A 20380-nucleotide genomic window follows, 5' to 3' on the forward strand; every position below is an offset into this window, starting at 1 on the left:
GTGGCTATATTCCTGGGAACGGAAACCGGCCGGCTGGGGCGGGGGACGCATTTCAGGGGGAAGCATGCGCAGGGCCGCGATCGTCTTCGTTCACGGACTGTCCTCCTCGTCCGCCACCTGGCGTGATCTCAAGGCCCAGTTATCCGCCACACCCGGCATCGCACAGGAATTCGACTTACTCTTCTTCGATTACGCGACGCCTCGGCTGTCGTGGAGTCCGCTGCGCAGAATGCCGAACATCGACACCGTCGCCGAAAGCCTCAAGAGCTACCTCGCCGACCAGCCGATCTCCCACGAACGCCTGGTGATCGTCACCCACAGCCAGGGCGGACTCGTGGTCCAGCGGTTCCTGTCGCGGATGCTCGCCGAGGGGCGCGGCTGGGAACTCGCCCGCATCCGGCGCGTGGTCATGTTCGCCTGCCCCAACAACGGTTCCGAGCTCTTCCTGTTGCTGCGCCGCGGCCTCATGGGCGTCACCAGGAACAGTCAGGAGCGGGAGCTGAGACCCCTTCAGGCCTCGGTGCAGGAAACCCAGCGCAGGGTGATGACCGGCATAGTCCACGCCCAGTACGTGTCGCGCGACCGGTGCCCGATCCCCGTCGTGTCGTACGCCGGCGAGAGCGACAACGTCGTGTCGCCGTCCTCTGCGGTGAGCGTCTTTCCCGAATCCGCCGTGATGCCCGGCGACCACTTCTCCGTCATCACGCCCGGTGCCGACGGACGGCTGCTGCGCGCCCTGCTGGGAAATCTGGAAAAGGCCTTGCGGGAGCCCTTTCCGGAGGAGTCCATATCCAGTGCGCCCACCTATGCGCGGATGGCCGCGCACGGGGAGGAATTCCTCGCGGAGCACCAGCTGTTCGGCCCGGTGGCCGTGCCCACGAGTCCCTGGGCCACCACTCAGTTCTTCATCCACGGAGGCCCGCTCGAGCAGCTCTCGGACATCGACGTCATCGTGTCGTCGGAGAACATCTATCTCCAGATGTCGCAGTTCTTCAAGTCGTCGACGTCCGGGAGCCTGAGGCGGGCCGCCGCCATCAAGGGAGCCGGTGGCGAGATCCTCGACGACGTGGCCGGCGACAGCCTCATCGGGTGGCTGCGCGACCACGCCCGCTACGGCCTCCCCGTGCAGATCGGCACCGTCGCGCCGACCCCGTCCGGCGCGCTGGCCGAGCGCAACGTCTCGCGCATCTACCACGCGGCCATCGTGACCCCGGTCGACGGCACCAGCGACTACACGGTCAACCCGCATGCCATCACCCGGGCGACACACAACGTCTTCCTGCTGGCCCGCAGGGAACGCCACGAACTGGACCTGCCGCTTAGCTCCATCTGCCTGCCCCTTTTCGGGTCCGGCCGAGGCGGCATCACCCTGTCCCGCAGCTTCGACCTGGTCTGGGAGGCGCTGATGACCGAACTGTCCAACGACAGCTCCTGGAGCATCCACTTCGCCACCCGCAGGCGCCGCAGCTACGACATGCTCAAGGAACGACTGTCGGCCAAGAAGCAGGAGAACGAGGCCCGGTGGGCCAACCGGGGCGCGATGTGACGTCCGCTGATCCGCGGTGCCGTCCACCGGGGCCGCTGTACCGTGTATGCATGGAAAGCGCCGACGGCGACGACGGGGCCGCGTCCTGGGAACCGGCCGTGGGCGCCCTGGCGCTGTGCTTCGAGCACCTCCATGACGACCTTCTCCAGAAGAGGCTTCGGGACGGCGCGTTCCGGGGCGAGTGCTCCTTCTGCCCCGACGGCGCGCGGGACCGGGTGACGGTCGTTCGGGTGTCCCGGCTCGCCGAGGAGATCCTGGCGGCCTTGTCCGACGGCGATCCCGGCCCCTCGGCCGACGTGCCCGTCGAGTGGGCGCACGTGGAACGGGCGCAGGGTGATGCGCACAAGGCGCCGCCCGATCCCGCCCAAGCCGTCGCGGAGGCCTGTGACGCCGTGCTCGACGACGACGTGCTGAAAGCCGTCAAGGACTGCATCGACCAGAAGAACTGGTACGGCGATCCCGTTGAGTTCGTTCCCCGCTCGAGCACCATGAGGGACAGCTGGGCGAGCTTCTGCCGGACGGTGGTGGAACGGGACCTCGACTTACCGGGCAGCGACCCGGCACCCGGATCGGACCGGGACAAGCTGGACTCCCTGATGGGGCGGATCGCCGGGATAATCCGGGAAGCACACCTCATCAGGACGGTGGAGCCCGGCGAGAAGATCTGGCGCGGCCGGATGCGGGCGGACGACGTCCTCCCGCACTACCGGGCCCGCGACATCGGCTCGGCGCCCCCCGGGCGCGCGGCGGAGAACCGTATGAGCCGGGCCGGCGTCCCGTTGTTCTACGGCTCCGCCGACAGCGACACGGCCGTCGTGGAGATCTCGGCGCGCGACGACCGGCCCTTCGCCGCCGTGGCCGCCTTCGAGGTGACCCGGCCGATCAGGGTGGTCGACCTCGTCGACATCCCAAAGGCGCCCAGCCGGTTCGACCGGGAAGCGGCCGCGCGCCGCGACTCCCTCGTCTTCCTCAGGGACTTCGCCCGGGACCTGAGCAGGCCCGTCTTCTACGACGGCCGCCCTCACCGGGACTACCGCCCCACGCAGTACGTGACCGACTACTTCCGTGAGTCCCCCGGTCTGCGCGTGGAGGGCATCCGCTTCCGCTCCGCCCACAACGCGGGCGTGAACTACGCCCTCTTCGTCGAGGTGACGCAGTGCTTGGCCTCCGACGCGGCCGACGGCCACGGCACCCTGAGGCTGATCGCAGGGTCCGAACGAGTGGAGCCGCGCAGCCACGTCGCCCGCCGAAGCGCCGTAACCCCCGCCGTCTAGACTCTCCCCGCAACGGCCTGCACGACCGTGGCCGAAATTCGGCGGCTTTTGCCAAATCCGAGGGGTATTCGGCGTTTTGATACGGATAGATTCAGTCACCAAGCGATACCCGGACGGCACGGTGGCGGTCGACCGGCTCTCGTTGGACATACCCGACCGTTCGATCACCGTCCTCGTCGGTCCCTCGGGCTGCGGGAAGACGACGACCCTGCGCATGATCAACCGGATGGTCGAGCCCAGCGAGGGCACCATCCTCCTCGATGGCCAGGACATCCAGCAGCAGCCCGTCAACACGCTGCGCCGGTCCATGGGATACGTCATCCAGAACGCCGGGCTCTTCCAGCACCGCACGATCGTCGACAACATCGCCACCGTGCCCCGCATGCTCGGCTGGGGCAAGGACAAGGCCCGCGCGCGGGCGCGTGAGCTGATGGAGCGGGTCGGTCTCGACGGCGCGCTCGCCAAGCGGTACCCCTACCAGCTGTCCGGCGGTCAGCAGCAGCGCGTCGGGGTGGCCCGGGCGCTCGCCGCCGATCCGCCGGTGCTCCTGATGGACGAGCCGTTCTCCGCCGTCGACCCCGTGGTCCGCAAGGGCCTCCAGGACGAACTCCTGCGCATCCAGGCCGAGTTGGGCAAGACGATCGTGTTCGTCACCCATGACATCGACGAGGCCGTCAAGCTCGGCACGATGGTCGCCGTGATGCGCACCGGCGGTCACCTCGCCCAGTTCGCCCCACCCGCCGAGCTGCTGTCCGACCCCGCCGACGCGTTCGTCGAGGACTTCCTCGGCGCGGACCGCGGCATCCGCCGGCTGTCCTTCTTCCCCGCCACCGGACTCGAGCTGCTGACCGGCCCGATCGTCGCGGTCGACGCCACCGCCGAACAGGTCGCCGCCCGCGACACGGCCGGCGCCCCCTACCTCCTCGTCACCGACCAGGAGGGCAGGCCCCTCGGCTGGAGCGAGCCGGGCGAGCTGACCGCCGGGAACATCCGACAGGCTGAACTCCTGCCGTACGGGCGGCCGTTCGTGGCCGGTACGGACTCCCTGCGGTCCGCGCTGGACTGCGCGGTGCTCTCGCCCACCGGCTGGGCCGTCGCCGTCGACGCTGAGGGCCGCACGGCCGGCGTCGTCTCCCAGCAGACCATCGGCGAGGCGATCCGCGGCGCCCACGCGGAGCGGCGCGCGAGCGACCGGGCCGCCGAGCGCCCCCAGGCCGGCAAGGACTCAAGGGTCGCCCGGTGAACGGCTTCTTCGACATCCCCAGCGACCTCCAGCACAGCTGGCTCGGCCTCGTCGGCCTGCACCTGCGGGAGGCCCTGCTGCCGGTGCTGGCCGGGCTGGTGGTCTCGCTCCCGCTGGCCCAGCTGTGCGTGCGCTTCCGCTGGCTGTACCCGCCGGTGCTGTGGGTGACGACCGTGCTGTACGCCATCCCGTCGCTGGCCTTCTTCGTCCTCCTCATCGACTACACCGGCCAGACCGAGCTCACGGTGATGATCCCGCTCACCGTGTACAGCCTCGTCGTCCTGGTCCCGGCGATCGTCGACGGCGTCCGCTCGGTGCCACAGGAGACCCTGGCCGCCGCGACCGCCATGGGCTTCGGGCCCGTACGCCGTTACCTCCAGGTCCAGTTGCCGATCGCGGTGCCCGCCATCATCGCGGGGCTGCGGGTGGCGACCGTGTCGAGCATCAGCCTCGTCAGCGTCGGCACGCTGATCGGCAACCAGGGTGCCCTCGGCAACCTGCTCAACGACGCGAACATCTACAACCGGCCCGAACTCGCGGTGAACGCCGTGCTCTCCATGGCCGCCCTGGCGATCCTCGCCGACGGCCTGCTGGTGGGCCTGCGTCTCCTGCTCACGCCGTGGATGCCGCGCCGGACCCGCACGAAACCGAAGGCCGGCCGGCCCGACCCGGCCGTCCTCGCCCTGGAGGACGCAGCCCGGTGAACCTGCTCCACTTCATCAACGCCTTCTTCAGCGACAGCGCCCACTGGCACGGCTACGACGGCATCCCCACGCGGGTGGGGGAGCACATCGAGTACACCCTCGAAGCACTCGCGCTCGCCGCCGCGATCGGCCTGCCGGTCGGCCTGATCACCGGCCACACCGGGCGCGGCGGCAACGCCCTCTCGCTGATCGCCACCGCCGGTCGGGCCCTGCCCACCTTCGGCCTGCTGGTGCTGATGACCCTGCTGCTGGGCTTCGGCCTGGTGAACGTGATGATCCCGCTGGTCATCCTCGCCGTCCCGCCGATCCTGGTCACCACCTACGAGGCGATGCGCTCCGTCGACCCGTCGCCGGTGGACGCGGCCCGGGGCATGGGCATGAGCGAGGCCGGGGTGCTGTTCCAGGTCGAACTGCCCGCCGCCCTCCCGCTGATCCTCAGCGGTCTGCGCTCGGGAGCCATCCAGATCGTCTCCACGGCCACCATCGCCGCGTACGTCAGCCTCGGCGGCCTCGGCCGGTACATCGTCGACGGCCTCTACCAGCGCAACTACGAGAAGGTCGTGGGCGGCGCCACGCTGGTCGCCGGCCTGGCGCTGGTGACGCTCGCCGTGTTCTGGGCCCTCACCCGGTTCGCGGTGTCGGCCGGGGTGCGCAGGAGCGGCTAGCGCGGGAAGCGGGCCCGGGACGGCACACCGTCCCGGGCCCCTCGTCGTCTCAGCCCTCCGTGCGCGCGAGGGCCTGTTCCAGTACGACCAGCAGGGCGTCGCGCACCGAGCCGCGCTCGCGGGCGTCGAACACCACGACCGGGACGCGCTCACTGACGTCGAGCGCCCAGCGCACCTCCTCCACCGTGTGCTCGACGCGCCCGTCGAAGGCGTTGACGGCCACCGCGAACGGGATCTGCCGGTGCTCGAAGTAGTCGACGGCCGCGTAGCAGTCGTCGAGACGGCGGGTGTCCACGATGACGAGCCCGCCGACCGCGCCCTCGACGATGTCGTCCCACATGAACCCGAACCGCTCCTGCCCGGGCGTCCCGAACAGGTACAGCTTCAGGGTGGGGTCGATGGTGATGCAGCCGAAGTCCATCGCGACCGTGGTGGTGGTCTTGCGCGGGGTGTGGCTGAGGTCGTCCACGCCGGCCGCGACCTCGGTGATCGCGGCCTCGGTGGTCAGCGGCTCGATCTCGGAGATGGAGCCGACGGCGGTGGTCTTGCCCACGCCGAAGCCGCCCGCGATCACCATCTTGACCGGCAGCGGTGGTCGTAGGACCGGGGCCTCGGCGGCCCCGGGACGGGTGGCCGGTTCAGTCGGCGTCACGGAGAACCCCTCGGGAGTCGGGGATGGCCCGCAGGCCATCGATAACCCTTCGCAGGACGGAGGCGTCATGGGTGACGCCGGAGTCGGGCACGTGCACCGTCAACTGCCCCGCCACGCGCAGATCCTCGGAGAGGACCCGGACCACGTTCAGGTGCAGCTTCAGCCGGGCCGCGATCTCCGCGATGGACTGCGGCCGGCGGCAGGCGGCGACGATGTCGTGCTGTTCGAAGGAGAGCAGGTCGAGCCCGGAGAGACCCTCGGCGGTGGCCACCACCTGGGTCTCCACGGGCATCGTCCGGCCGCTCGCGCTGGGCGCCACCCGGCCGGCGGTGACCAGGAACGGCCGTACGGCGGGGGCGGGGCCCGCCGGGTCGGGGCCCGGGGGCGTGCTGCCGTCCTCGCCGGCACCGCTGGGAGTGCGGCCGTCCGCCATGGGTCGTTCTTCCTCCTCGGCCGGGCGGGCGCCCGGTCAGCGCTTCGACGTGGCGCCGACGCTGTTCTTCAGCTGGAGGACCAGCTGGGGACTGAGGGCGCTGCCCGCCCGGTTGGCGAACAGCGTCATCTCGTAGGCGATGTTGCCGAGCTTGGCCTCCTTGTCGGTGACCACGCCGAGGACGGCGCCGCTGCCGATCGCCGAGACCAGGACGTGGCCGCCCTCCAGGTCGATGATGACCTTGTTGAGGCCGCCCAGTCCGTAGTTGCCGGAGGCGCCGGCGGCCAGGCTGGTGATGCCGGAGACGATCGCCGCGAGGCGCTCGGAGTCGGCGTGCTCGCGCAGCTCGGACACGGCGATGAGCAGACCGTCGGAGGACACGGCGATGGCGTCGACGACGCCCGCCGTCTCGGTCGCGAAACGATTCAACAGCCAGGTGAAGTCGGCTGCCGCGGCCTGCAGTTCGGTCGGCGTGGTGCCGCCCGTCGGAGTGTCTCCTGTCGACGTGCTCACTGCTCCGCTCCTTCCGGGGAGTGGTGGTGTTCGTGCGGGGGGTGGGGTGCGGTCGCGGCGTTGCGGTGCACGGGCTGGGGGGTGGGCGGGGTGTCGTTCCGGCTGTCGCGGTGGGCGCGTTCCACGGCCGCCTCGAACTCGTCGAGCGAGGCCCGGACCGCGTCCGCGTCGGCGACGCGCGGCGCGGCCTGCCGGGCGGTCTGCTGGTCGGGGTCGGCACCGAAGGTCGTCCGCAGCGTGGCGCCGCGGACGCGGCGACGCAGGGGGCGACTGCCGGAGGCGTCCTCGGGGGCCACCGGCTCGGACGGTTCGCTCTCACCGGCGCGGGCCTTGGGGATGAAGGGGGCGGCGGCAGCGGACGCGTCGGCCGACTCACCGTCCGGCTCGGCCGCCACGGTCCCCTCCGGGTCGGCCTCGCGCCGAGGCACCCTGCGGGGGAGCGGGGCGGGCCCGTCGCCGGCCGGGGCTGCGGCGCTCGGGGAGGCGGCGCGGGTGGCGCGTACGGGCTCGGTGGTCGAGGCCGCGGCGCCCGTGGCCGGGTCGGCGGAGTCCGTCGTCGGAGCGGCCGGGGCGGCCGCACTCGGCACCGCGGCCGCGTTCGGCGACGGGGCCGGGCCCGCCGCCCCTGCCCGGGGCGCCGAACCGCCGGACGCTCCCGCCGTGACCGCCACCGGGCTCGCGGTCAGCAGCAGCGAGGACGGGATGGTCACCTCGGCGGTCACTCCGCCGCCCGGTGTACGGGACAGTGCCACGTCCACGTCCCAGCGGCGGGCCAGCGTGCCCACCACGAACAGGCCGAGCACCTTGGTCGGTACGAGGTCGAGGCGTTCACGGCGGATGAGGCGGGCGTTCTCCTCGGCCAGCCGCTCGGCGCTCATGCCGAGCCCGTGGTCGGCGACGACGACCAGCGCGCCCTCGGCACCGCTGCGCACGGTCACCTCGACGGCACTGCCGGCCGGCGAGAACGACACGGCGTTCTCCACGAGTTCGGCCACCATCAGCGTGAGGTCGCCGATGATGTCGGGCTCCACCATGACCTCGGTCCCCGCGTGCAGCCGCACCCGCTGGAAGCCCTCGATCTGGCCGAGCGCGGCCCGTACGACGTTGGTCAGCGCGAGCGGCCCGGAGTCGAGGACCGTCTCCCGGATGCCGGCGAGCAGCATCAGGCTGTCGGCGTTGCGGCGCAGACGCACCGCGATGTGGTCGATGCTGTACAGCCGCTCCAGCAGCGCGGGGTCGGTCTCGCCCCGCTCGACCGCGTCGATCAGCGCCAGCTGGCGCGTGGTCAGGTTGCTGACCCGGCGCCCGACGTTGCCGAACATCTCGGCGACGTTGCGGCGGCTGACCACCTGGCGTTCCAGCAGCGCGGACGCGGTGGTCTGGACGTGGTTGAAGGCGTCGGCGAGGGCGCCGATCTCGTCCTTCGCGGTGACCGGCACCTCGCGCAGCCGGATCGGCTCGTCGTCCTCGGTGTCCTCGTCGGCGACCCGGGCCAGTTCCCGGCCGGCGACGTCGGCCACCTCGCGGGCGGCACCGGTGAGGGCCTGCACCGGCCGCACGACCGAGCGGCGCACCAGCACCGCGAAGGTGATCCAGACGGCGAAGAGGAACAGGGTGAGACCCAGCAGCAGGACCGCGCGCCAGGCGGCCTCGCTGGACGCGGCGTCGGCGCGGTCGGCGATCTGGCCGATGAGGGACGAGGTGATCTTCAGCCGGATCTCGGCCTGTTCACGGTAGGAGGGGTAGGAGTCGAGGGCCTCGGTGAACGCCCGGTGGATCTTCTCGGGCGAGCCGGCCTGGAGGTTGCCGGGGTCGATCTGCAGCTCGGCGAAGTGCTGGCCGATGACCGCCTGCGAGCTGTTGTGCTCGATGCCGCCGAGCTCGTCGGCCTGGGCCTCGGTGGCGAACTTGGCGAAGCGGTCGGCCTGCTGGGTGTACAGCTCGTAGGAGCCGATCGCGTTGATGAGCTCGATCAGGGCGTTGCTGTCGCCGGTCCGCGCGGAGAACACGGCTGTCTCGAAGGCGCTGTGGGCGGCGTCGGCGCGCAGCAGGGAGTCGAGCAGGTTGCCGGTGAAGGTGGCGGCGAGCGCCGGGTTGCGGTCGAGACCGAGGCCGTCGATCAGCCCTTTGGCGGCGTTGGTGTAGGCGGGGTCGATGTTGTCGGCGGGCAGGTAGCCCTGCTCGACGGTGTCCCGCAGGCTGCTGAGACCGTTGATCTCCTTCAGGGCCTGTGCCTCGGTGTCCGGCAGCCGGTCCCCGAAGGTCTCGCGCACCGTCTCCACCTGGGCGTCGACGGTGGCCTGCGCCTTGCGGTAGGCGGCGGGGATGGGCATCGACCCGCTGTCGGCGGACTCGTAGCGCACGGACAGCAGGACCGCCTGCTGGTGCTCGGTCTCCACCCGGTCCACCAGCTCCGCGACCTGCGCGCTGTCCCGGACCAGCCGGGCCGCGGAGTCCGCGTCGCGCGCCTGGTCCACCTGGCCGGCGATGAGGTACGAGAGCAGTACGGCGACCACGGCCAGCGGGACGCCCACGAGGACGTTGAGCTTGCGGCGGAACGGCCAGCGGTCGGCGAACCCCCGCACGCCACGACGGGGCTCGTTCGTGGACACCAGGCCTCCTTCGTGACCGTTCGTGATCGCTTTCGGACCGGTGCGCCAGGGGCACCCAAGTCGGTTCGAACGCCCCGATGCCGGTGCGGGACGACACCTGTGTGGCCCCTGCACGCCACTGTGACCGGCGCCAACTTCCGGGAGACTACAGCCTCTTCGGACACCGGTTCGTGCCACCCTGAGTCAAGAATCCATTACGACCCGCTCCGCTTGGGTGGGCCCGGTGCCTGCCCGTTCATACCGTCTTCACAATGGGCAACGCATTGAAGCCAATTGGTAACCAGGCCACTCTTGACTGACCGAGAACCGGCTGGATTGGATCAGTGGAGAGCTTCTGATCGACCATCTCCGAACAGCCATCTCCGCGCCATCCCCCAGAGTCCGGAACGGAAATCGTGACTTCTACAACCGCACACAGCAGGTCCTTCAGGACACGTCCCGCCGCGGCCGCCGTCGCGCTCGCCGCCGCCACGGCCCTGCTCGCGGGATGTTCCTCCTCCGACGACGCGTCGGACCCGCTGGCCGGGGACAAGGCGGAGGGGGGCACCGTCGTCGTCGGCTCCAACAACTTCGCCGAGAGCATCCTGCTCGCCGACATCTACGGCGAGGCGCTGAAGGCCAAGGGCGTCAAGGTCACCTACAAGCCCAACATCGGCAGCCGCGAGACCACCTACGGCCTGCTGAAGAACGGCTCCGTCACGGTTCTGCCGGAGTACAACGGCTCGTTGCTCGCCTACCTGGACCCGAAGGCGGAGCAGAAGACCGCGCAGGCGGTGAACGCGGCCGCGAAGGCCAAGCTCGACTCGAAGCTGACGCTGCTGGACTCGGCACCCGCCGAGGACAAGGACTCCGTCAGCATCAACGCGGAGACCGCGAAGAAGTACAACCTGACGGCCCAGTCCACCCTCGCGGACCTCAAGGACATCGCTCCGGAACTGGTCATCGGCGGCTCGCCGGAGTTCCAGACCCGGCAGCAGGGTCTGCTCGGCCTGAAGTCCCAGTACGGGCTGGAGTTCAAGTCGTTCAAGGCGCTCGACGCGGGCGGCCCGCTGACCCAGGCGGCGCTGACGAAGAACACCGTGCAGGCCGCGGACATCTTCACGACGGACCCGACCATCACCAAGGAGAAGTTCGTCGTCCTCCAGGACCCGAAGAACCTCTTCGGCTTCGCCAACGTGACCCCGCTGGTCTACAAGTCCGGCCTCTCGCAGGAGGGCGTGGCCGCCCTCAACGAGGTCTCGGCCAAGCTGGACACCAAGGCGCTGCTGGAGATGGACTTCCAGGTGCAGCTGGAGAACAAGGACCCGCTCGACGTCGCCAAGGCCTGGCTGAAGACGGTCGGCCTGGACTGACGCCGACACCGTCGCCACGCACCGTCGTCAAGCACCTTGGACACGACAGCCGAGGAGTCGGCGCGGGAGCCCCGCACGGAGGGCACCCGCGCCGTCCTCGACGGAACGAGCCTCGACCTCGGCACGCTGGTGCGGCTCGCGGACGACGCCGCCGTGCCCGCCGTGCCGCCCGAGGCGCGGGCGAGGGCCCGGCGGTCCTGGCGCACCACGCGACGCCTCGCCGCCGCCGGACGCCTCTACGGCCGCGGGACCGGCGTCGGCGCCCACCGCTCGGTGTCGGTCGACGCGGACGACGAGGCGGGACACGGCCTGCGCCTGCTGCGCAGCCACGCGGCCGGCGCGGGCGCCCTCCTGCCGCCCCGTCAGGTCCGCGCGATGCTCGCCGTGCGCGCCAACCAGCTGCTCGCCGGCGGTTCCGGCATCCAGCCCGCCTTCGTCGACGCCCTCACCGAGGCACTGCGGCTCGGCGTCCACCCCGCGGTCCACGAGTACGGCGGCCTCGGCACCGGCGACCTCACGGCCCTGGCCCAGACGGGTCTGACACTGATCGGCGAATCCCCCTGGCTGACCGACGCCGCGCGGACAACGCCGCCCCCGGCCGGACAACGGCCGACCACCCCCACACGGGGTTCGGGCACGACAGCGCCTCCGCAGCCGGTCGCTCCCGGGTGCCGGCTCCCGGCTCCGGTCACCCTGCAACCCGGCGACGCCCTCGCCCTCCTCAGCAGCAACGCGCTCGCGCTCGGTCAGGCGGCACTGGCCTGTCACGACCTCGGTGTCCTCCTGAAGGCCTCGCACGCCGTGACGGCCCTGTCCCTGGCCGCCGTCGCCGGATCACCGGAGGCGTACGCGGCCCCGGTGCACGCGCTGCGTCCGTATCCCGGCGCCGCCCACGCGGCGGCCGAGGTGCGGCGGCTGCGGGGCACCCCGCACAGCGCACCACGCCGCATCCAGGACCCGTACGGCTTCCGCGCCTTTCCCCAGGTGCACGGCTGCGCCCTGGACGCGGCCGACGCCCTGCGGCGGATCGTCGAGGTGGAGATCAACTGCCCGTCGGAGAACCCCCTGACGGCCCCCGACGGGACGGCCGCCTACCACCACGGCGGCTTCTACGCGGCACCCCTGGGGCTCGCCCTGGACGGTCTCAACCTGGCCGTACTCCAGACCGCCCAGCTCTCCGCGGCCCGGCTGGCCGCGCTGGGCCGCCCCGACCTCACCGGCCTGCCCGCGTTCCTCGCCGCGGGCCCGGCGAGCAGCTCGGGCACGATGATCCTGGAGTACACGGCCAACTCCGCGCTCGCCGAGCTGCGTTCCTGCGCCGTCCCCGCCTCGGCCGGTCACGCGGTCCTGTCGCACGGCCTGGAGGAGACCGCGAGCTTCGCCTCCCAGGCCGCCCGGCAGGCACTGCGCGCGGTGGAGGTGTACGGGACCGTCCTGGCCTGCGAACTCGTCACCGCCGTCAGGGCGTTGCGGATGACCTCGCAGCCACCGCCACTGCCCGCCTTCACCACGGCCGCCGCGGCCCTCCCGTCCGGCACCGAGGACCGGCCGCTGCGGGGTGACGTGACGGCGGCGGCGGAACTGCTGTCGGCGCTGGCGGAGTTGTAGACCGGGCCCGCACCCGTCGCAGGACCGGGCCGACCCTCAGCGAGCCGCCGCTCCCGCCTCGGCGATCAGACGGTCCAGGAGGGCGATCAGCACGTCCCGGCTCGACTCCCGCTCACGCGCGTCGCACAGCAGCACCGGGACGTGCTCCGGCAGCGCCAGGGACTCCCGGATCTCGTCGGGCGGGTAGGGGTGCTGCCCGTGGAAGCCGTTGACGCCGACGACGAAGGGGATGTCCCGGCGCTCGAAGAAGTCGACGGCCGCGAAGCTCGCCTCCGGCCGCCGCACGTCGATCAGCACCACCGCGCCCAGCGCGCCGACGGCCAGGTCGTTCCACATGAACCAGAACCGCTGCTGACCCGGGGTACCGAAGAGATACAGCACCAGCCGTTCGCTGATGGTGATGCGCCCGAAGTCCAGGGCCACGGTCGTGGCCGCCTTCTCCTCGATGCCGGTGAGGTCGTCGACGTCCAGACCCGCCGCGGTCAGCGGTTCCTCGGTGCGCAGTGGAACGATCTCGCTGACCGAACCGACCATCGTGGTCTTGCCGACGCCGAACCCTCCGGCGATCAGTATCTTGACGGTGTCGGGCGCGACGGGCGCCGCCCGGACGGCGGGATCAGAGCCGGCCAAGGCCGTCCCTCACTTTCTGCAGCAGGTCCAGGTCCAGTTCCGGGGTGCGGGAGACGGGATGCGGTGGATGGGCGGTGATCAGTCCGGCCTCCAGCAGATCGCACAGCATGATGACGACCACGCTCACGGGGAGGTCCAGCAGCGCCGCCAACTCCGCCACGGCCACCGGCCTTCGGCACCGGCGCAGGATCCGCGTCTGCTCGGGCTGCGGCCGTGAGGCCCGCTCCGGCGGCGGGTCCACCGCGGTCACCGTCGTGATGAGGGTGAAGTCGGCGCGGCTGGGCCGGGTCCGTCCGCCGGTCAGGGCGAAGGGCCGCACCAGCCGCCCCGCCGCGTCGCTTCCGCTCACCTCACTCGCCGGTGGCGGTCGATGGGCCCACATGAGCACGCGGCGCCGCGCTGAGGTGCTCGCCGATCTTCTTCACCAGCATGTTCATCTGGTACGCCACCACGCCGACGTCGGCGTTCGGCCCGGTCAGCACCACGAGGTGGGCGCCGGGCCCGGCGGAGGTCAGTATCAGGTAGCTGTTGGCCATCTCGATGAGCGCCTGGCGCACCGGCCCGCCCCGGAAGTCCATGCTGACGCCCTTGCTGAGGCTCATCAGCCCGGACGCGGTGGCCGCCAGCCGTTCGGCGTCGTCACGCACGAAACCGGTGGACCTGCTGACGACCAGCCCGTCCTCGGAGAGCACCACGGCGTGGTTCACGTCGGCGACCCGGTCCACGAGTCCGGTGAGCAACTGGTCCAGCTGGGTGTCCGTGGCGGGGGTGGGGCGTGTCATGGCGGTGTCCTTCATGAGCGGTCGGTGTGGGGAGTGGGGGTGACGGCCTGACCTGCGGCGGGGGTCTTCCGCACGGCCGGTTCGTTCTCGTCGTACGGCGCCGGCTCGGCGTGAACCATCTCGTCGTGCGCCTTCTCGTCGTGCGCTTTCTCGTCGTCGACCTGCTCGTCCTCTTCCCGTGCCCGGCACGTCCCGCGCTGGAATCCGGCGAGGGAGGAGGCGGCGCGTTCCGCGGTGAAGTCCTCGAAGGTGTCCTCGACGTCGGGCGCCGCGTCCTCGCGGAGTTCGTCGACCAGGCTGGTCTGCGGCACCCGGCGGGGCAGCGGCGCGAGTCCGTCGGCACGGGTGGCGCGAGCGGCGGCGGCCACGGGGGCGGGGGCGGTCCGCGCGGCCGGGAGGGGCCGTACCGTACGGGCAGCCGGCCCGGCCTTCACCGGCTCGGCCTCCTGCCCGTCCGCCCCGTCCGTCATGCCCGCCCCGTCCGCCTCGCGCACCACGATGTCGTGCGGGATCAGTACGATCGCCGTCGTTCCGCCGTACGGCGAGGGGCGCAGCGTGACCGCGATGCCGTGCCGGTGGGCGAGTCGGGAGATCACGAACATGCCCAGCCGCAGGTCGCCCGCCAGCGCCACCACGTCGAACTTCGACGGCCCCGCCAACTGGGCGTTGAGGGAGGCGTAGTCGTCCTCGGACATGCCCAGGCCCCGGTCCTCGACCTCGACGGCCAGCCCCTTGGCCACCATCGCCGCCCGCACCCCCACGGGGCTGGGCGCGGGTGAGTACACGGTGGCGTTGTCGATGAGCTCGGCCAGCAGATGGATCACGTCCGCCACCGCGGGCGGGGCCAGGCACACCTCCTCGTCGGTGTGCACCTCCACCCGCCGGTACTCGGCGACCTCGCCGACCGCGCTGCGCAGGATGTCGATCAGCGTGACCGGTTCGGTCCAGCTGCGCCGCGGCTGCTCGCCGCTGATGATGACGAGGTTCTCCTCGTAGCGGCGCAACTGGCTCGCCATGGAGTCCAGTTCGTACAGACCCTTGAGGACCTCGGGGTCCTGGTGCTCGCGTTCCAACGCGTCCAGCTGGCTGAGCTGCAGGTTGACCAGGTTCTGGCTCTGCCGGGCGATGCCGAGGATCACCTTCTGGAAGCCGCGCCGGGTGTCGGCGAGTTCGATGGCCGTCACCACCGCGGTGCGCTGCGCCGTGTTGAACGCCTGCGCGACCTGGCCGAGTTCGTCCGAGCCGTAGTCCAGCGGGGGCGCCGCCAGGTCCACGTCGACCGTCTCGCCCCGGTCCAGCCGCCGGACCACGTCGGGCAGCCGATCCTCGGCCAGCCCGAGCGTGGCGCGCTTGAGGCCGCGCAGCCGCCGGGACAGGGAGCGGGTGATCCGCCAGGACATGCCGGCGCACAGCAGCAGCGCGACCAGCCCGCCCGCACTGAGGAAGGCGGCCGTCAGCAGCAGGTCCTCGGCCTTGTCGGCGCTGCGGGTGAGCAGCCCCGAGGTCTGCTGCTGGATCAGGGCCCCGTACCGGTCGGAGACCTCGGCCAGCGCGGTGGTCCAGTGCTCCCGCGCGGCGGGCAGGACGACCCGCCGGGCCTCGCCGGCCGGACGGGCCGCCAGCACCTCGTCCTCCACCGATTCGAGGGCCTGCCACTCCTTGCTCTGCAGGATGCTCTCGGTCTGTGCCTTCGCCGGGCCGCGCAGCGAGGGGATGATCTGGTCCTCGACGATCCAGCGCCGGGTGCTCACCAGCTCGGCGAACTGGGTCCAGGCCTTCTCGTCGAGGTGGTTGGAGGGCCAGGCCAGTGTGAGCAGCGCGTCCTCCTGGGAGACCAGCTCGGCCGCGTGTTCCAGCGCGACCAGCGGCCCGGCCTGTGAGGTGAGGTCGCCGTCGTCGACCTGGGAGAGTTCCTGGAAGGCGTGGATCTGGTCGTCGATGATCGAGGTGTACTGGTCCAGCGCCTGTTCGGCGGTGATGTCCGAGGGATCGTCGATCTGACCGCGGTAGTACTCCAGGCTCCCCACCGAGCCGACCACCGAGTACAGCCGGTCCGCTATCCGGGCGGGTGCCTGCTGGATCTGATCCGAGCGGCCGACGAGCTTCGCCACCGCCACGTCCGTCTCCCTGCGCGCCTGCACCAGGGCGGCCCGGGAGCCGGGCTGCGAGGCCAGCCAGGCGGCCGACAGACCGCGTTCCCGCTGCAGCGCGAGCGTGGCGTCGGTGCCCATGGCACCGGTCGACCTGCTCAGCTCCGTCTGTGAGCGCAGCCGCAGGCCCTCCGAGAACATCTGTGTCGTCGTCAGACCCCACACGGCGGCGAGCGTGACGCTCGGCACCAGCGCCAGGAGGATGAGGGAGAGACGTATGGAACCTAGGCGGCGGCGCCGGGCACCCGTCCGTCGAGACATGGCCGTCCTTGGGCGATCAGAGGAAGCGGGGGAGGCGGGGAGGGGGCCGTCGGGTGGTGGCCGAGGCCCCGTGCGGGAGGGTCAGCGGGTTCCGGCCGCGGCGAACCGTGCGACCGAGGCGACGTTGCTCTTCGTCACGAAGGCCGGGCCGGTCAGCACGGGCGCCACGCCGCCGCCGCTCGTGTTGCCGTTGGTCTTGTAGAGCCAGAGGGAGTCCACGGCGAGATAGCCCTGCAGATACGGCTGTTGGTCCACCGCGAACTGTACGTCCCCGCTCCGCACCGCCTTGACCAGGTTCTTGTCCAGGTCGAAGGTGGCCACCCCGGCCCTGCCGCCCGCCGCCTTGACGGACTTGACGGCCGTCAGCGCGGACTGGGCGCCCATCGTGACGACTTCGTCGATGGTGGGGTCCTGCCGCAGCCTGGCCGTGACGGCGGCGTTCACCGCGTTCTGGTCGGTGCCCTCGACGTAGAGCATCTCGGTCTCGCCGTCGAACGTCTTCTTCACGCCGGCGCAGCGCGCCTCCAGGGCCACATTGCCCCGCTCGTGGATGACGCACAGGGCGTGCCTGGCCTTGAGGCCGTCCAGCTTATCCCCGACGGCCCGGCCGGCGAGGCTCTCGTCCTGGCCGAAGTACTGCAGGACCCCGGCCGAGCGCCAGGCGTCGATACCGGAGTTGAGACCGACCACGGGGATGCCCGCCGCCGTCGCCTCCGCGGCCGGGCCCCTCATCGCCTGCGGCTTGGCCAGCGTCACCGCGATGCCGTCGACCTTGTCGCGGACCGCGTCCCGCACCAGCTGCGCCTGACCTGCCGGATCGGAGTCGTTCGCGTACGTCAGCTCGATGCCGTCCTTGGCGGCCGCGGCCCGGGCGCCCTTCTGCACCAGCTCCCAGAAGTCGTCCCCCTTGCCGCCGTGGGTGATCAGGGCGACCTTGAGCCCGCCGGCGTCCGCTCCGCCCGCGCCCGAGTCGAGCCCCGCGTCGTCGGAGCCGGAGCAGCCGGCGAGGAGCAGACAGACCGCGGCGACCACCGCGGCCCCACGAACGGATGCGGAGAAGGCCTGAGGTGGGGGTGGAAGGTTCATGAGGGGGCACCTCGCTGTGCGGCCGAGCAAGTGGAACGCGAAAGGTAGGCCGAATCGCAGGTGTGCGCCGACCTCTTGAACTTTCACTGGCTCGGAGCCAACCGTGTGTGACCGCCGGTAGTCAAGTGATCAGCCACTTGTAGTGAATTCTAGGTGCCGCATCGTGATGGTCCGTCCGCCGGGGGAGGCCGGCGCATCCGCCGCCGGCACCCCCTCCGGGACTCGCGGCCGGCCCCGCCCGGGCACCGGTGAGCGCTTTTGCCCGCACCCGTCAGGGCTTGCGGGCCACCGCCCCGTACATCGCGATGTCCTCGTCCCGGATCGGCTCGGTGGCCGTGTCGTCCGGGTGCCACTTGTGGACCTGCGTGATGCCGGGCTCGACGAGCCGCAGTCCCGTGAAGAACTCCTCGGCCTCGGCGTGGGTGCGCAGCCGCATCGGCATGCCCCGCGCCGCGTACTCGCGGGCGACGCGGCCCACCTCGTCCGGCGCGAACTCGGCGGTGCCGATGGACATCGCGAGGTAGCTGCCGGAGGGGAGCGGGTCGAGGAGGCGGCGCACGACGCCCACCGCGTCGTCCTCGTCCATCATGAAATGGACGATGGCGATGACGGTCAGGGCCACCGGCTGCGTCAGGTCGAGGGTCGCGCGCAGTTCGGGCGCGCCCAGGATGCTCGCCGGCTCGCGCAGGTCCGCCTCGAGGTACGCCGTCCTGCCCTCGGGTGTGCCGTTCAGCAGGCCGCGGGAGAGAGCGAGGACGAGGGGGTCGTTGTCCACGTACACGACCCGGGATGCGGGGGACACCGACTGGGCGATCTCGTGGATGTTGGGGGAGGTCGGGATGCCGGTGCCGACGTCGAGGAACTGACGTATCCCCGCCTGTGCGGCGAGGTGCCGCACCGCACGGTTCATGAAGTCGCGGTTGGCCCGCATGTGGACCGGCAGTGCGGGCCACTCACGGCACATGGCGTCACCGGCCTCGCGGTCCGCCGGGTAGTGGTCCTTGCCGCCGATGATGTAGTCGTAGATCCGCGCGGAGTGCGCGCTGCCGGTGTCGATGTCCCTGTCCATGCACCTCCCTTCCCATGCTCAACTCGGTTCTAATCACGACCAGTTGACCAACGGGTGCGAGTTCGTCGGCCGGGGCCGCTCAGGCCGCTCGGCGGGTGGACGCCGAGCGGCCGGGAAGGTGGGCCGGGCGGTGGGCCCGTCGTGGCGGGTCAGGCGGGTTCGGGGCCCGGCGGGACGGGGTGGGCCGCCTTCGCCTCCCGTGCCTCCCGCCGTCGCTGCCGCCGGCTGCGGCGCGGCTCCTGGTCGGGCAGCCAGCCGAAGGCCATGCAGCTGCCCGCGACGCCCAGCATCAGGCCGACGAAGAAGCCCCCCAGGTTCGAGGTGACCCAGGTGCCCAGCGACAGCATCACTCCGGTGATCGAGTAGAAGAGCCGCTGCGCGGGACTGAAGATGATCAGCAGTCCGAGCACCAGCATCAGGGTCGGCAGGAGGTAGCCGGCCAGGCCCTGCATGCCGACGTGCAGGATCACCTTGAGTGACGCCCTCACGCTGAGCAGGATCTCCGCGCCGCCCAGGGCGAGCAGCAGCCCGCCCCAGAACGGACGCGCGGCCCGCCAGCGCCGGAAGGCGGACCGCATGCCCTGCTGTGGTGCCCCGGACATCAGCAGCCCTTGCTGCCGAAGCCGAGCTTCAGGCCGGGCAGCTTGAAGACGCCTGCCGTGGTGGCGTAGTTGGTCTGCCGCAGGTCGCCGATGTACACGGTGTCGGCCTGCTGGCTGAACACGCCGATCGGGCCCTTCACGCCGGCCTTGGTGAGGGTGCTGGCGTCGTTGCCGATCTCGATGTTGTTGAAGGCGGCGTTGCCGGACAGCTCCGTGGAGTCGGTGGTCAGGTCGCTCGCGGTGACCTTGTCCTTGCCTCCGCCCGCGGTGATCACCAGGTTGGTGCCGCCCAGGTCGACGCTCTGGCACAGCTTGGTGAGGGTCGCGTTCTTGATCGCGGACGTGATGACCAGCACCTGGCCGCCCGTGTCGCCCTCGTTGGGGCTGCCCGGCGCCATCTGGTCGAGGCCGCCGAACTGCTCGAAGCCGGTGCCGTTGAGCTCGGTGGCGGTGACCGTGAACGGCATGCCGGAGATGGCGAACTGCACGCCCAGCGCCCCCTCGGCGGTGAGGATCGCGAGACCCGCGGCGACCGCGGCGGCAGGCACCGCCATGATCGCGGCCCGCCGCCCACGGACCCGGCCGCGTCTCGCGGAGGCCGCCGAGGCTTCGGGGACTTCTGGTACGGAACCGCTTTCGGGGTTCCCGGGGTTGTTGCCGGCGGACGGGTTGACGTCCGAGGACGAGGCCATGTGCTGCTCCCTGTGCATAGCTAATGCGGTTGGGCTTCAGGTGGCGCGTTGTCCTGGCGCGGACAGCGAACTGGAGGCGCACGCCCCTCGCACACTCCCGGTGGATGCAAGGGCTTACTCGTTACGCGTCAGTAGCCATCGAGGAAGTTACCGGGGGTTACATTTCACGGTCAAGCAAGTTGTGGGAAAAGAGTGTTGATTGTGCGTCGCCTGTGCGGCAGGTGATGAACGCGGCCCGCCCTGCCTCATCGGGCGCATCAACTCGCGTACAAACGCTTGACGTTGACTGACCCTCAGGTCTACAACTCTCCCTGGCTTCCCCCGGATCCGTGGCGCCGGATCCAGCCGCTTCCCGGACGTTCTGTCCAGTACGGGCAGCTCACTGCCCGAGCGCGACCCTTCACGGCACCCGCACGGCCTCTTCCCCCCTGGGCTGTGCCGGGCCGCCTCCCGCCCGGCCCGGCCGGAGCCCGCCCCCATGGGTCTTCGGCCGGTCACCGGCCGGT

General features: G+C 71.3%; 19 protein-coding genes. 7 read left to right on the forward strand and 12 right to left on the reverse strand.

What is annotated here, in order from left to right; genetic code table 11:
* The first annotated feature begins 64 nt into the window (after positions 1-64).
* The 5 genes from AQJ84_RS00920 (at position 65) to AQJ84_RS00940 (ending at position 5432) form a co-directional block, all read left to right on the forward strand.
* Entirely contained in the window at positions 65-1546 is a 1482-nt protein-coding gene (locus AQJ84_RS00920) for an alpha/beta fold hydrolase (protein ID WP_107082843.1), read from the forward strand.
* A 50-nt stretch (positions 1547-1596) separates the two neighbouring features.
* Positions 1597-2820, forward strand: coding sequence for an RES domain-containing protein (locus AQJ84_RS00925; protein ID WP_030041297.1), 1224 nt, complete (start codon positions 1597-1599; stop codon positions 2818-2820).
* Positions 2821-2896: 76 nt separating this feature from the next.
* Positions 2897-4063: an ABC transporter ATP-binding protein gene (locus AQJ84_RS00930; protein WP_051870008.1), complete on the forward strand. Its 1167-nt coding sequence runs from the start codon at positions 2897-2899 to the stop codon at positions 4061-4063.
* On the forward strand, positions 4060-4767 hold the full coding sequence (locus AQJ84_RS00935) for an ABC transporter permease (protein WP_030041299.1): 708 nt from the start codon (positions 4060-4062) through the stop codon (positions 4765-4767). The genes AQJ84_RS00930 and AQJ84_RS00935 overlap by 4 nt, the downstream gene beginning before the upstream one ends.
* Positions 4764-5432, forward strand: a complete 669-nt coding sequence (locus tag AQJ84_RS00940; RefSeq protein ID WP_030041300.1) for an ABC transporter permease — start codon at positions 4764-4766, stop codon at positions 5430-5432. Before AQJ84_RS00935 ends, AQJ84_RS00940 begins: the two co-directional genes overlap by 4 nt.
* A 49-nt stretch (positions 5433-5481) precedes the next feature.
* Here AQJ84_RS00940 and AQJ84_RS00945 read toward each other — a convergent pair whose 3' ends face one another.
* From AQJ84_RS00945 to AQJ84_RS00960, 4 genes are read right to left on the reverse strand one after another with little or no spacing between them, the layout of a single operon-like run.
* Positions 5482-6084 carry a GTP-binding protein gene (locus tag AQJ84_RS00945; RefSeq protein WP_030041301.1) on the reverse strand — a complete coding sequence of 201 codons (603 nt, stop codon included), beginning with the start codon at positions 6082-6084 and terminating at the stop codon, positions 5482-5484.
* Entirely contained in the window at positions 6071-6517 is a 447-nt protein-coding gene (locus AQJ84_RS00950; protein WP_030041302.1) for a DUF742 domain-containing protein, read from the reverse strand. The genes AQJ84_RS00945 and AQJ84_RS00950 overlap by 14 nt, the downstream gene beginning before the upstream one ends.
* Positions 6518-6553: 36 nt before the next feature.
* Positions 6554-7030, reverse strand: a complete 477-nt coding sequence (locus AQJ84_RS00955; RefSeq protein ID WP_030041303.1) for a roadblock/LC7 domain-containing protein — start codon at positions 7028-7030, stop codon at positions 6554-6556.
* Positions 7027-9642 (reverse strand): sensor histidine kinase, encoded by a 2616-nt coding sequence (locus AQJ84_RS00960; RefSeq protein ID WP_225889053.1) that lies wholly within the window; start codon positions 9640-9642, stop codon positions 7027-7029. The genes AQJ84_RS00955 and AQJ84_RS00960 overlap by 4 nt, the downstream gene beginning before the upstream one ends.
* A gap of 395 nt (positions 9643-10037) precedes the next feature.
* Here AQJ84_RS00960 and AQJ84_RS00965 point away from each other — a divergent pair, with 395 nt between their 5' ends.
* A complete protein-coding gene (locus AQJ84_RS00965; RefSeq protein WP_030041306.1) occupies positions 10038-10994 on the forward strand; it encodes an ABC transporter substrate-binding protein in 957 nt (318 codons plus the stop codon).
* Between the two features lie 36 nt (positions 10995-11030).
* Positions 11031-12602, forward strand: coding sequence for an aromatic amino acid ammonia-lyase (locus AQJ84_RS00970; protein WP_053193014.1), 1572 nt, complete (start codon positions 11031-11033; stop codon positions 12600-12602).
* Positions 12603-12638: 36 nt separating this feature from the next.
* Here AQJ84_RS00970 and AQJ84_RS00975 read toward each other — a convergent pair whose 3' ends face one another.
* The 8 genes from AQJ84_RS00975 to AQJ84_RS01010 form a co-directional block, all read right to left on the reverse strand.
* The gene (locus AQJ84_RS00975; RefSeq protein ID WP_030041308.1) at positions 12639-13232 is read right to left on the reverse strand and encodes a GTP-binding protein; all 594 of its coding nucleotides are present in this window, start codon (positions 13230-13232) and stop codon (positions 12639-12641) included.
* Entirely contained in the window at positions 13219-13581 is a 363-nt protein-coding gene (locus tag AQJ84_RS00980) for a DUF742 domain-containing protein (protein WP_030041309.1), read from the reverse strand. Before AQJ84_RS00980 ends, AQJ84_RS00975 begins: the two co-directional genes overlap by 14 nt.
* 1 nt (position 13582) lies before the next feature.
* Complete coding sequence (locus AQJ84_RS00985) at positions 13583-14014, reverse strand: roadblock/LC7 domain-containing protein (protein ID WP_030041310.1); 432 nt, start codon at positions 14012-14014, stop codon at positions 13583-13585.
* 11 nt (positions 14015-14025) lie between these two features.
* A complete protein-coding gene (locus tag AQJ84_RS00990) occupies positions 14026-16425 on the reverse strand; it encodes a sensor histidine kinase (protein ID WP_053193016.1) in 2400 nt (799 codons plus the stop codon).
* An 81-nt stretch (positions 16426-16506) separates the two neighbouring features.
* Complete coding sequence (locus AQJ84_RS00995) at positions 16507-17511, reverse strand: substrate-binding domain-containing protein (RefSeq protein ID WP_030041312.1); 1005 nt, start codon at positions 17509-17511, stop codon at positions 16507-16509.
* A 271-nt stretch (positions 17512-17782) separates the two neighbouring features.
* Positions 17783-18580 carry an SAM-dependent methyltransferase gene (locus tag AQJ84_RS01000; protein ID WP_030041313.1) on the reverse strand — a complete coding sequence of 266 codons (798 nt, stop codon included), beginning with the start codon at positions 18578-18580 and terminating at the stop codon, positions 17783-17785.
* 149 nt (positions 18581-18729) lie between these two features.
* On the reverse strand, positions 18730-19182 hold the full coding sequence (locus AQJ84_RS01005) for a DUF6114 domain-containing protein (RefSeq protein WP_030041314.1): 453 nt from the start codon (positions 19180-19182) through the stop codon (positions 18730-18732).
* Positions 19182-19874 carry a DUF6230 family protein gene (locus AQJ84_RS01010; protein ID WP_053193020.1) on the reverse strand — a complete coding sequence of 231 codons (693 nt, stop codon included), beginning with the start codon at positions 19872-19874 and terminating at the stop codon, positions 19182-19184. The genes AQJ84_RS01005 and AQJ84_RS01010 overlap by 1 nt, the downstream gene beginning before the upstream one ends.
* Positions 19875-20380 lie beyond the last annotated feature (506 nt).

It is taken from the genome of Streptomyces resistomycificus, assembly GCF_001514265.1.
GTDB lineage: Bacteria > Actinomycetota > Actinomycetes > Streptomycetales > Streptomycetaceae > Streptomyces > Streptomyces resistomycificus.